Here is a 13,649-nt window from a genome sequence, read left to right on the forward strand (position 1 = left end):
GCACTTTACCACTCATATCAGTCTAGACCTCCGACCTCTTCCAGTATTTTCTTGAACTGCTCGGAAAATTCTTTCGATTTCAAAATATCGACAATAATCGTTCTATTCGTCATCAATTCGACACTTTGCGACGTCTTACAAGCCGTCTCCAGAACAGACTCCTTCCACTTTGCGCCCAGTGTTTCCGTTGAGGAAACTCCTTTCATAGGCTCGCATAGATGCTTGCGTGGATTGAATTTGTTGAACTCGGCGGACGTGGGACTCCTGCTGCCATCTTTGGCTTTAAACGAATGAAAGCGCCAATATGCATTAACTTTTTTGCCAGCACTAGTAAGTAGACCATAAGAGGCCGCCAGGTCAGCATAAAACTCACGGTGGTAGCCACTTCCCGCCCCAAAGTTACTGCCTATATAACGTGCATTGAGCAATGATTTCACTTCGTACCACCGCTGATCCGCCGGCGTTCCGATAACGATGTCAACGCGTCGAGGATAGCTGGGCATTGGCTTCCCAAGACTGGTTTTGTAGACGATGTTCTGAGTCGCTTCGAGATCCAGTACCGCCGGGTTCCCACCATACTCATGCAACGCTTGGAGATACGCGAGCATGATGAGCTGAAAGGTCCCCCCCTGACGCTGAGTTTCATTGTTGGACACCAACGCCAACCCATATAGAGTCCAGATCTTGAGTTCCATACCCGAGAATGCACCCTCGACCTCGCGAGCTTGGATATAGGTAATGACCGCAGCCAGTAAAACCCGACTTACCCTGTCATCCGGACGCGAGCGAATCAAATTACGAACAGCATTTACGCCTGCCCCTTTGACAACACCCAGCCCCGCCATGATCAAGGCCTTCGAGTGCGCCAGTGGGCGGAGCTTCGCGGCACTTGGATCTTTCAGCGACAGCACCAGCTCTTTAAACAATGCACTAAAATTCTTGGGCGAACCTGCAACTTTTGCAGCCGCAGCAATCGCATCGGCTGCCTCTTTGCCTTTCAGGCGATTGCGGGAGATCTTTCTGGCAGCCTGCGCGCTCGGTATCAGGAACTCAATTGCGGAAGCGGCCACGCTCTGCGCTTCTGGCAGCTCATCGGTATACAGGGCGACTGAAGGGATCTCACCATCTTCCCATCCGTCGGAAGGTAGGCTGAAGAATTCGATCCAAGTCCAAAGATCATCTGGGCTCTCGATAGCTTCAACCATTGACAATATGGCTTTGGGGCCATCGGGCGATTCAAGCATCTCGACTACGATCAAGAAATAGGGAAGCAGCGACACCAGTTTCTCAGTCCGCCCCTTCGCCGCCTCCTCTGCAGCCCTGCCCACCACTGCTGCAAGCGCTTTTACGATTGGATTTTTCCCGTACAACCGAACGAATCGTTGTAGCGGCGCCAAAACCAGCTTCAGTGGCTTCATTACAGGGAACACTGTCGACACACCCAACGCAGCCAGTGTCAGCTGCATCGCATCGAATTTTTCCCAGTCTCCAGTAGCCAAGTAATACAGCTGCTCGCCAAGTACCTTGAAGTCTTCCAGCGGTATGAGGAAGTTAACCGCTGCCTTCAAAAAACCCCATGCGCCAGAAGAACCCTCGGCATGGGCTTTAGGAATCATGTATTCCAGCGGAGCGATGGTCAGCCCTACATACCAAGGAACAGGCTGGTAGTTAAGCTCAGTGACGACAATCCCCGAAGCGTCCGCACTGAGGGTATCAAGGTATTGGCCAGCCAACTCCATATAGCCCTTGGTAGAAAGCACGGAAACGAATTGACGCGTGCCATCGACCGTCACGGCCACTCGAACCATGCGCAAACCCGAGCCAGCCTGCAGTGCACCCAACTGACCGGTACTCTCGACTACTGTAGTGGTGGTTCCAGCCGTAGGTATCGGCAAGCTGAGCTGCTGAACGCCCCCTGACAGTTGCAATAGCGGCTGCGCTGCCCAGTCATATAACTTGAAACTGTTGAGGTTGCCTTTGAACCCTTGCCCTACCAGCAGGGTGCTACCGCTATATTGCAGGGCCCCAGAGGCCGCAACAGATACGAGATCGCCATCAACTTCAAGCTGCAATTGCCCGTCGATGTAGCGTCCACCCACGCGATGCCAGGCACCCAACGAAACATTCGCTTTCTCGACACTGTACGTGCCGCTCTCGGTCTCAACTTCGTAGCGTAATCTGGAGCCGTTGAAACTTAGGCGCTGCCCACCACCGAAGTTGAATATTTCACCGTTGCTTAAGGCTTTGAAATCAAGCCTGAACCCAATGTTCTCGGCTTTCTGCAAGGGTGAGGTGGATTTAAGTTCAATCTTTGAATCACCATTGAACTCATAACTGCTTCCCCGGCCAAGCGGATTATCCCTGACCACCGTTACATCGAAGCCAGTGCCAGTATGTAAGCCTACTTCGTCTGGAACATCGCTCAAGAGCCGATTGGGATGATCCTGATCCGGACCGACGTCCTCCAAGTCATTCATGTAGTAGGCAAGCAGCGGCTCCAGGTTGGGATCGCTCAGATCGCCAAGCCCCACCTGGACTGATGAACCGGCCTTGCCGGTCACTTTCAACTCTCCCTGGGTCTGGTACTCCAGATCGATCGCTGTACCGTCATAGCGGTTATGGGTTATTACGCCGCCGTTCGGCCGGTCCCCCAATACCATGGCGTCACGCACATCCGCCTGCGCCCCGCCGCCGCCGAGGCTCTTCACAGCAAAGCTATGCTCGGTCCCGCCCGCAAAACCAGCACGCACTTTCCACTTACCTGAGCCAACCATCTGCCCAGCAATAAAAGTAGGCGTGATTCGTCCATTAGCATCAGTCTCGTACTGGCTCTCCTTGAAGTAGCCAAGGTCACTCGAAACCGTCACAAGCACACCAGCTGCAGGTTTGCCGGAACTGGTTTTGACCACCGCCTGAATGGGGCTTTCCTGACCTAACAGGAACTCGCTTGGGCTGCCGTCAAGCGTGACCGTCAAGCCTTCAACAGCGAAATCGAAGTCTTTGGTAATGCTACCTGCCTTAACCGTTACCTTCGCATCCGGTACCGCGAAGGCATTACCGGTAAGGGTCAGGGTGGCAACACCATTAACGGTGCCAGGTTCATACTCCGGCATCAGAGCATCCTGGTTAACTGACATATTGACGCTGGTGCCATCCGCTACGGGGTTGCCGCTGGAGTCTTTCACCGTAATGGTCAGCGATAGACGATCCGACTCCATGGCCGCTGCCTTGCCGATGGCGGTGATATCGATAGTTGCCGGCTTGCCTGGCACCACTACGATCTTTTTGAATGCTGCTTCGGTATTGCTATCACGCAATAGAGCTCTGACACGCGCACTACTTCCAGCCTTGGCCGGCATGGTCAAGGTATTGCTGAATATCCCAAGGTCACTGTCGTTCTGTATCGCCTCGGCCATACTGCCGTCGCCCTCGACCTTCCAGCTAAGGGTGAGCGGTTTTTTAATCTTTGGATTGCGATCGGCATAGCCAAGAAGCGTCGCTCGCAGCGGCACCTTGGGATCATCAGCACTGACATACCAAATTTCGTCGGTCTGATTGTTGTAGCCAAGCAAGGAAGACTGTAAATCGAGATGCTCAAAAGCGAACTCGAACAAGACGTTGTTCACATCATTATTCGCGTACAAGCGCATCGACAGGAAATCCTCAGGATCGAGTTTTCCAAGATGTGCAATATTTTCGAACTCTAGGCTCTGGCTCTTGCCGATTGTGGCTTTTACTTCCTGCTCGCCAAACGCAAATACAAGCTCCTGCTCACCTTTGAATGCCCATGACTCCAGAGCACCTACGCTCGATTTGAGCAGGTCGTAAATGATGCCAATGTATGTATCACTGCTGGCGAACGAAGGCGTTTTCTGGTTGAGGACGTTACTGACCTGATTGGCATAGTCCTTTCTGCGGACCTCAGTGAGGTTCAGCTCATACAAACTGAACTGCAACTCTGGCCGAGAGACCCATTGATAAATCGGCTCCGGCTTTTTCAGGTCAAGTTTCGGGTTAGCGTCCCGGACCTTGCGATAAGCCTGGCGGCTGAGTTCACTGGCCTCCTCGTCGTTAACCGGTACCTTCACCGGCACATAGCGTTTGGGCCGGTACTGCAAGATGCCTTGACCGCCCCCCGAGGAAAAGTCCGGATTACGGTTCTCGGGCTGACCAGCAACCTGCAAATAGAGATGCTGCTTGCCCAGGACCTGCTCCGGCAGGCGGATGACCTGAACCTGCTGCCCAGGCTTGATCTTGAACTGCGACAGACTATTGGCGCCGACTGGAAGAAATTGATTGGCCGCTACCAATGTGGCCATGCGCCCGGTATAGCCATAATCCGCCAGCTCCTCCGGCAAAGGCTCATCGTTGCGGTCCCGCCAATCGGTATAGATGGCGATGCTCACGTCATTGCCCAGGCCAGCACCTTCATTACCAATGAGCTGCTTCTTCAGCTCGCCCTTGGTCATGCCCTTTTCGATCTTGTTCTTGCGCTCGGCCCAAACCTTGAGGTTCGGCGGCGCCAGCTCGATGCGCTGATCGGCGAAGTTCAGCAGATTGCCGCTGGCCACGGCGGACTCGAGCTTGACCTTGACGCTACCGATATAGCCGGTGGGACGGTTGATGGCGATGATACGCACCGTCTCGCCGGCCTTGAGGTGGTTGGCCGCGCGCTTCTGGAATTCTTCCTTGAAGCCGCCGGCGCTTTGCCATTTGCTGAAGGCCGCCTCGCCGGTACGGCCGGACATGGCGAGGTAATTTTCCTTCGAGCCGCGCAGTTGGATGGTGTAGCGGAAGCTGCCGGACTTCTCGTCGACGCCGGAGTAGTTCTTGTACAGCTCGTCCTCGTGCAGCCCGCGCCGCTCGGCCACGAGCTGGCCGTTGGATTCGCGGAACACGTAGATATCCGTGTCCTTCAGGTCGTCCTTGCTGATGCTTTCCAGCAGGCCACGGTCCTCCATGTCGGGAGCGACGTCGATCAGGCGGGTGAAATCGGGGGCGGTTTCCTCAGTGTTCGCCGGAACGCTGTCGAAGCGGCTGGAGAGGTAGATGCCCTGCAGCTCCGCCTCCTCCAGGGAGGTCTTCACGAAGACTTCCTTCGGCTTGCCGTCGACCGTCTTGGTCACCTTCTTGCCAGGCACCACCCAGTCCGGTTTCTCGTCGCCGTCGAAGTCGTACTTCTCCTGCAGGTAGTGGTCACGCTTTCCGGTCTTGTCGCTGTAGGCGGTCTTGTCGCCGAGTTTCACGCCGCCACCGAACTGCGCGGAACCGTCCAGCACCATCAGGTCGATGGGGAAGTCCATGGCCTGTTTCATGGGCGTCGCGGCGGTCAGCACGATCATTGCCGCCTCCAGGCTCCACAAGCCCATGCCGTTGCAGGTGTCGTAGTCCGGCCGGGTCAGGTAGTAGGGCATGTTGGAGCTGCCCCGGGGGTTGAAGCGCTTGTAGTAGAGCTCCAGATAGGCCGGGGTGGTGTATTCGAAGAAGAACCCGGGGCAAGGCGGCAGGAAGTAGTTCATCTTGTACTTGCCGTCGTCGTCCGTCAGGGCATAGCCGCCGGTGACATGGCTGCCCAGGGTGACGCCCACACCCGGTAGCGGGCCGTAGATCTTGGCGTCGCGGTCGCGGGTGTTCTTGTCGTCGACCTTGCCGTCCTTGCCGAAGAAGCCGGCGCGGAAGCCGATGCTGTTGGTGCCCTGGTGGAGGATCTGCCCTTCCTTGGACAACAGCAGGGCCTTGCTGCTGGAAGACGGCGTGACATTGCTGTCGATGGGCATCTGCAGCAGCAGCAGCTCATCGCCCTTGGTGCTGAAGCGTTCCTTCTCGCCGCGCACCAGTACGGTCAGGCTGCTCGGGCTCAGGCTGGGCTTGTCGATGGTCTTGCCGTCCACCGTCTTGAAGGCCGTGCCCCGGTAGGTTGCGGCCGTCATCACTTCGCTCTGTGGATAACGTTCGCGGGCGTCCTTGAGGCGCTGCAGGTAGGCGCGATAGATATCGCCGGACATCACCTGGGCCTGCTCCAGCGGCCCGGTGGCTTCTCCTATTTCGCGAGCTTCCTTGCCGTCGCTGCCGTACTCCACCCAGACCTTGTTGCCATTGGCGTTGAGCACGATGGCGCGGGTGTAGACGGCGCCGAACTTGTAGTAGGTCTGCGGGACGTAGATCCCGGGAATCAGCCCGAAGCCGAAGAACGCCTGGGCCGTGGCGGTCCAGCCGGCCAGCAGTGCACCCAGGGCCAGGCCCAGCCATGCGCGACTGCGGCGTTTCGATACGGAAGGCATGACCAACATATCCATCTGTCAGAGATTCCCTTGGCCGCCTCAGCGGCCTTTATTCAAGCGATAGAGTTCGGCCTGCAGCTGGCGCAGGTTGAGCTCGCCGTTGGCATAGGCCTTGAGCGCGGGTTGCGCTTCGAGGCCGGCCAGGGCGAAGCCGAAGAGGTCGAGGTTGTCCTGGGCCAGCACACCCTGGCTGCGGATGCGGCCGTTGCCGATCAGGCCGACGCCCACCGGAACGATGCTCGCGGCCTGGCGATCCAGGCCCACCATCACCACGTAGGAGCCGTCCGGCGGCAGGTAGTCGAGGGTGTTGCCCAGGCGCAGGGCGGCGAGGTCGACGCCGATGGCGCCCTGGACGCTGACCCCGGCGGGTTGCAGCGCATACATCCAGTAGGGCATCGCCAGCGGTTCGACCGGGTACGGCAGCTCGCTGAACTGCAACATCTGCACATGCAGGTCACCCTCCTGGCGGCCATCGGGGAACTGCAGGCGCGCGCCACTGAGGTCGAGCTTGAGCTCGCCTTCCAGCAGGCTCAGCTGGCTGCCCCCCTTCACCGGCACGTAGGGCAGCGTGGTGTTGAGCTGCGCCAACTGCATCTGGCCGAAGTCGTTGCGCTGGCCGCCCTGGACGGTGACAGCGCGGCTGTCGGCGCCGTACCCGCGGTTGCCCGAACCCGGGTTGAGCAGCAGCCGGTACTGGCCACCGGGGATGGTCTGCTCGGCAGTGTCGCCGAAGCCGAAGTTGAAGGCGCCGTCACGGTTGGTGCGCACGCTGCGGTTCAGCTCTTCCAGGCGCACTTCGATGTTCGCCACCGGCTCCTGCAGCTGATCCAGCACCACGCCGGAGATGAAGGTCGGCAGTGCGCGGGTGCGATAGCGCAGGCGTTCCAGCTCCTGGCCGTCGTAGCGCACCTCCACCGACACCTCGGCGTCATAGGCCAGGTCCTTCTCCGGGTAGAAGGCGATCACCTGGCTGCCCGGCAGCTCGGAGAGGGCGCCGACCACGTTCTGATGGTCGAAGTCCACCCGCACCAGTTGGTAGCCCTGGGCCTTGAGCGCACTGGTGCCCAGGCCGTCGAGGTCGACGTAGGACATGCCGTGGGCAGTCTGGTGGACATCGAGTTCCAGCTTGGCGAGGTCGATGGCCTGGTTGAAGTAGAGGCTGATGAAGCCGTTGGGCTCGACGAAACGGGCATTGTTCGCCGGCTCGACGCGCTCCAGGGCCACCGGCACCTGTTGCGGGGTGACCAGGGTGATGCTCCGCGCGCTCTGCGCCACTACTTGGCCATTTGCGCCCTGGAGAACCGCCAGCAGCTGGTACTGGCCGCTCTGCGGCGGGATCTGCAGCGTGGCGCTCTTCAGCGTGGTGTCGCCGGTCAGCGGGGCATCGGCGATCAGGTCGCCATTGGCCGCCAGCAGCATGGCCCGAGGCGCCAGCAGGCCACTGAGGTCCTCGATGCGCGCCGCCACCTGCAGGGAGACCGGTTCGCCCAGGTTGAGCAGTTCGGTGCCCTCGGTGGGGATGACCCAGCTGATGGCCGCCTGGGCCGAGAGCTCCAGGCTGTACTCGTGGCGCAGCTGGTTGCCGGCCTGGTCGCGGGCGTCCAGGGTCACGCTCACCGGCTGGCCGATGGGCAACGCGATGCGGCTGGCGAAGCGGAACTCGCCGGCCTGGGCGCCGGGCTCCAGGGTCACGTCGGTGCCGTTGATCTGGAAGCTCGACAGGTTGGTTTCGCGCAGGGTGCCCTTGAGGGGATAGGGCTGCTCGCTGACGCGGTTCTTCGCTGGCAGCTCCACCAGGGGCTGGTCGAGGGTGATCTGTGGCGGCACCTGGTCCAGCTTCCAACTGAGGGTCTGGCGGGTCTCCTGGCCGCTGCGGTCGCGGGCCAGCAGTTCGACGGAGTAGCTGCTCTGCCCCACCGGTACGTTCAGTGCCTCTTTCAGGTCATGCAGCTGGGCGCCCGGCTCGCGCAGGGCCAGGTTGCGGCCACCGACGCTGATGCGCTCCAGGCCGGCCTCGGCGAACACCTGGCCGGCGAGCATGAAGCCGTTGCCCGGCAGCAAGCTGCCATTGGCGGGCGAGAGGTTGTCGAAGCGCGGCGGCTTGAAGCTGGCCTGGGGCGGCTGGTAGGTCACCACCAGGCTGCGCTGGATGCTGCGCTGGTCCACCCAGGCCTGGATGGTCAGGGTGTTGGAGCCCGACTGCAGGGTGATGGGCGTGGATTGGAAGCCGAACAGCGTGACCTGGCCAGTGGCCGACAGGCTGGCCGGCACGCCGTTGACCAGAACTTCCATGCGCTGGGCGGCCTTGTCGCTGCGCAGTTGGCCGCGCACCACCAGGTTGGCGTCCTTCACCGTGGCGCCCGGCAGCGGGTAGTCCACCGTCAGGGCGATATCGCTGGCCAGCGGCTGGCGCTCCACCGTGCGTGCCAGGCTCGCCTGGTTACCGGCCTTGTCGAAGGCGGTCAGGGTCAGCCGGTTGGTGCCTTCCAGCACCGGTACGCTGGCGGTCCACTGGCTGCCTTGCAGGGTCACGGCGAAGCGGGTGCCGGGGAAGCGGTCGGAGGTGAACTCCAGGCGCGCCATGCCGGAAGCGCTGTCATTGGCGTTGCCGCGCAGGGTGACGCTGTCTTCGTTGACGCTGATGACTTCAGGGCCCTCGATGGCCACGACCGGCGGCTGGCGATCCGGGAAGCTGGTGGGGTCGTTCGGGTTGGTGCCGGCAGCCACTTCGTCGTCGTTGCTGACGCCATCGCCGTCGCGGTCCGGGTCCGAGTTGTCGCCGATCTTGTCGCCGTCGAGGTCGCTGCTCTCGGTGGGATCATCCGGGAAAGCGTCCTGGGCGTTGGGCACACCGTCGCCGTCGCGGTCRTCGTCCAGCGCATCCGGGATGCCGTCCTTGTCCAGGTCCGGCGGCGTGCTGKTCTTGTCRTTGGGGTCGAAGCCCAGCTGGATCTCGATGTCGTTGGCAATGCCGTCGCCRTCGCGRTCGGTGTCGGCGTTGTCGCCGATCTTGTCGCCGTCGAGGTCGCTGCTTTCCGTGGGGTCGTCCGGGAASGCGTCCTKRKCGTTGGGYACRCCGTCGCCATCGCGGTCGTCGTCCAGCGCATCCGGGATGCCGTCCTTRTCSAGGTCCGGCGGGGTGCTGKTCTTGTCGTTCGGGTCGAAGCCCAGCTGGGTTTCGTAGTCGTTGGAGATGCCGTCGCCATCGCGATCCAGGTCGGCGTTRTCGCCGATCTTGTCGCCGTCGAGGTCGCTGCTYTCSGTGGGRTCGTCCGGGAAGGCGTCCTGGGCGTTGGGMACGCCRTCKCCRTCRCGGTCGTCGTCCAGGGCATCCGGGATGCCGTCCTTGTCCAGGTCCGGCGGCGTGCTGGTCTTGTCRTTGGGGTCGAAGCCCAACTGGGTTTCGTAGTCGTTGGAGATGCCRTCGCCATCGCGGTCGGTRTCGGCGTTGTCGCCGATCTGGTCACCGTCGAGGTCGCTGCTTTCCTTGGGATCGTCCGGGAAGGCGTCCTGGGCATTGGGTACGCCGTCGCCATCGCGGTCGTCGTCCAGGGCGTCCGGGATGCCGTCCTTGTCCATGTCCGGCGGGGTGCTGTTCTTGTCGTCCGGGTTGTAGCCGAGCTGGATCTCGTAATCGTTGGAGATGCCGTCGCCGTCGCGGTCCGGGTCGAGGTTGTCACCAATGCCGTCGCCATCCAAGTCGCAGAGCAGGCCGAAGTCGACCTTGCCCAGCGCGGCCAGGTCCTGGCGCGCCTGGGCCTGGGTTTCCAGGCTCAGGTTCGCCGCCACGGCGCCACCAGTGAGCTGGGAGGCGTACTGCTGGGTCAGGTTGCCACGGGCGTAGACGAAGCCGGCCACCGTGGTGTTGGAGCCCAGCACGACGTTGCCTTCGGCCAGCACCACCAGCTGCGAGGGATCACGGGCCTGGCCGGAGGCCTCGGCATTGAGGCGGGCCTGCCAGGGCAGCTCGAGGTTCTGTGCCACGTGCAGACGCACGGTGCCTGCACCGCGCGGGACGATACGCGCCTCGCTGGCCAGGGTGAGTTTCTCGATCCAGTAGTCACCGGCGGACAGCTCCAGGGTGCCGCGGTAACCCACTTCCAGTTCCCGCAGGCGGTACGCGCCCGGCTTGGTGAAGCGTGCCGTGGCCATGCCGGCGACATTCAGCCGGCGCCACTCGGTGCGGCTGCCGTCCATCACCTGCGTGGCGCCGTAGCCCAGGTCCTGGTTGAAGCTGGAGCCGGTCTTGAGGAAGGCCGGCAGTTGCGGCACGGGGGCAGGCGTGTAGCTGGGCTGGCAATCCTGGGTGCCGCAGCTGCGGGCTAGGGAAGCGAAGCTGCTGTCGACCCGGCTCGCCGGCAGGTAGGCGGAAACGCCATCACGCAGCTGGGCGTTGAGCCCGAAGCTGATGCGGCCGCCAGCGGTATGGCTTTGCAGGCCCTTGGCGAAGGCCGCGGTGCACTGGCTCGGCTGCGTGGTGGGCGGCGTCACCTGGGGCACGCTCTGACCATTGCGCGGGTCGCTGCCCGCCAGGCGCTCGGCTTCGTCGTCGTAGCCGTCGCCGTCGGTATCCTCATCGAACAGGTCGAGCACGCCGTCGCCATCCAGGTCGCGGCGCTCGCTGCATTGGGTGTTCCAGCCCAGGGTGGCGATGGCGTCCATGCGCGTTTCGATGCGCGCGGCGGTGTCCACCACGGCGTTGCGGGCGTTGAGGCCGCCGCGCAGGCGCGAGGCGAAGGCCCCACGGAAATCCCCTTCCACATAGGCCAGGGCGCCGACGGTGGCGGACGACTCCAGGTTCAGGTTGCCGCGAACGAAGAGCTGCAGCGCTTCGGCGCTGCCCTCGCCGTTGACGCTGGCCTGGTAGGGCAGGTTCAGCGATGAGCCGAGCATGACCCTGGCGTTGCCGCCGGCGACCAGCAGCTGGCTGTTGGAGGCCATGTCCAGCTGGCCGATCCAGTAGCGCCCGGGGGCCAGGGTGACCTTGGCGCCATAGCCGATGCTCAGGCGCTGGATGTAGTAGGCCTGGTGGCGGGCGTTGAAGGTCAGGGTGCCGCCGGCGTCGACGTTGACTGTGCGGTAGCGGTTGAGTTCGCCGCCGCCCGCTTCGCCCACGCCGAGATAGCCCAGGTTGAGGTCATGCTCGCCCTTGATGGCGGGCAGGGTCAGGCCGGCGAAGCCGGCGGCCTCCAGGCCGCTGGCCTGGCAGTCGCGGCTGCCGCAGCTGGGGGCGCCCCAGGGGTTCTGTACGCGGGGGGTGTCGATCAGTTGGCTAGGGTTGCCTTGCAGCGTGCCGCCCCACTGGAAGACGACGCCGCCGGCGCCATGGGTCTGCAAGCCACCGGTGAACAGGGCGCGACAGGACTCGGCCGCCTGCGCCAGGCCGCCACTGGTCAAAAGGAGCCATGCCAGCCCCGCCAGCAGCTGGCACCGCTTGCCCTGCCCCCCCAGCATCCCCATAGTTCGTCCGTCCACTGTTGTACAGGCTGCCCTGCCGTTTCCCTATGCCGGCACCTATCGGCCGGCTCTTCGCAATCGGCTCATCTAGCGCGAGCTGTATTGCACCTTCACCTGGCGCGTCGCCTCTTCACTCAGGCTTTTCACCGCCTGTTTGAGGGCCTGCGGCGCCAGTTTCTCGCGTATCTCGCCACTCACTTCCGACAGCGGCCTGGCCGGCAGGCGCTCCTCGGCCGTTACCCGCACCAGCAACATCTGGCCGTCCACATAGAGCGGCGCGATGCTGCCTGCCGCGGTGGGTTCCACCAGGCTGCGCAGGGGCTGCTCCAGCAGTTCGGGCTTGATGCGGTTGCTGCGGTATTCCAGCGGCTTGCCGGCGGCGCGCCAGGCGGCCACCCGCTTCTGCCAGTCGTTGCCCTGCACCTCGGCACCGCTGAGCAGTGCGATGAGTTCGGCGCGCTGGGTTTCATCCAGCTCCTGGTCGCTGGTGATGATTTCGAAGCTCTTTTCCACGCCGCCGCCGAATTCCTCGGGGTGGCGCTGGTAGTAGTCGGCCACCTGCTCGCTGGTCACCGGCTCCGGCGTGGCGTGCTGCTCCAGGTAGTGGCGCACCAGCAGTTCTTCGCGGTAGGCCTGGGCCTTGAGGTCCAGCTGGGCGCGCTCGCCGGCATCCAGTTCGCGCTCGGCGAGCAGGGCCATGGCGCGGCTGGCCACCAGGCTGTCGAGGATCTTGCGTTCCACTTCGTCGTTGGCGAACAGCGGTGCCGACTCGCCCAGGGTGCGCTCGACGGTCAGCTCCAGCTGGGCCCGGGTGATAGGGCTTTCGTCCACCGTGACCAGGGTCGCCGACGGCTCGATCGGTACCTGCGCCAGGGCCTCGGCACCGTCGTCGTCACGGCAGCCGGCCAGCAGCAGCGCCGCCAGCAGGCAACCCAGCGTCCACTCAACCCGCGGCACGGTCTTCGCCTTCCTTGGCGGCAGTGCCCTCGGCAGGGGCCGGGGGCGTCTTGCGGTCGATCTTCGCCGCCTTGGCCAGGCGCTCCAGTTCGGCCTGCTTGGCCTCCTGGCGCAGTCGATAGCGGATGTCGCCACTGACCGCTTCGAACGGCTGCTTCACCACCTGCGGCCCTTCGATCACCTTGATCACGTGGAAGCCGAAGGGAGTGACCACGGGCTCGGACAGCTCGCCCGGCTTCATGGCGAATACCTTGCCGCTGAACGCCGGGTCGATGGCGCCTTCCTGCAGCCAGCCAAGGTCACCGCCCTGCTTGGCGGACAGCTGGTCCTCGGAGAAGGTGGCGGCCAGCGCGGTGAAGTCTTCACCGGCGTTGATCCGCGACTGCACTTCCTGGGCCTTGCTCAGCAGGGCCTGGCGCTCGTTCTCGCTCATGCCGGGGTTGGTGCGCAGGAGGATATGGGCGACATGCACCTTGCGCGCCTGGAACTGGTCGGGGTTGGTGGCGTAGAAGTTGCGCACCGCTTCGTCGGTCACCCGCTCGCGGAGGAACTCCTCGAAGTAGCGGCTGATCAGCATCTGCTTGCGGAACTCGGCCACCTCGGTCTCCACCTGCTCGGCGGGGAGCAGGCCCTGGGCTTCGATCTGGCCGGCCAGGCCTTCGCGCTCCAGGTACTCGTCCAGCTCGCGGCTGACCCATTCGGCGTTCTGCGCCGGAACCCGCTTGAACTTGAGGAAGGCGTCGAACTGCGCCTGGGTGACCGGCTTGCCGTTCACCTCGGCGATGGAATCGCTGGAGGAATCACAGCCCGCCAGGAGCAGGGCCAGGATCGAGGACGCCAAGGCGAGGCGTGGGAACTGCTTCATGGATCACCACCTTTATAAGGTCAAATTCCTTTTATCGCGGGTGCGATATACAGGTCGGCCACAAACAGGGGTGTGACTCGACTCACAAA

At 62.6% G+C, this 13,649-nt stretch carries 4 protein-coding genes; all 4 read right to left on the reverse strand.

What is annotated here, in order from left to right; translation table 11 throughout:
- Positions 1 to 17 precede the first annotated feature (17 nt).
- Positions 18 to 6,296 carry a hypothetical protein gene (locus RTW82_RS05495; protein WP_316924485.1) on the reverse strand — a complete coding sequence of 2,093 codons (6,279 nt, stop codon included), beginning with the start codon at positions 6,294 to 6,296 and terminating at the stop codon, positions 18 to 20.
- 24 nt (positions 6,297 to 6,320) lie between these two features.
- Complete coding sequence (locus RTW82_RS05500) at positions 6,321 to 11,678, reverse strand: hypothetical protein (protein WP_316924486.1); 5,358 nt, start codon at positions 11,676 to 11,678, stop codon at positions 6,321 to 6,323.
- Between the two features lie 147 nt (positions 11,679 to 11,825).
- Positions 11,826 to 12,695: a peptidyl-prolyl cis-trans isomerase gene (locus RTW82_RS05505; RefSeq protein WP_021217674.1), complete on the reverse strand. Its 870-nt coding sequence runs from the start codon at positions 12,693 to 12,695 to the stop codon at positions 11,826 to 11,828.
- On the reverse strand, positions 12,682 to 13,560 hold the full coding sequence (locus RTW82_RS05510) for a peptidylprolyl isomerase (RefSeq protein ID WP_081711565.1): 879 nt from the start codon (positions 13,558 to 13,560) through the stop codon (positions 12,682 to 12,684). Before RTW82_RS05510 ends, RTW82_RS05505 begins: the two co-directional genes overlap by 14 nt.
- Between the last annotated feature and the right edge of the window lie 89 nt (positions 13,561 to 13,649).

Origin of the sequence: Pseudomonas sp. zfem005 (assembly GCF_032621735.1) — a bacterium.
In the GTDB taxonomy this organism is placed as follows: Bacteria; Pseudomonadota; Gammaproteobacteria; order Pseudomonadales; family Pseudomonadaceae; genus Metapseudomonas; species Metapseudomonas solani.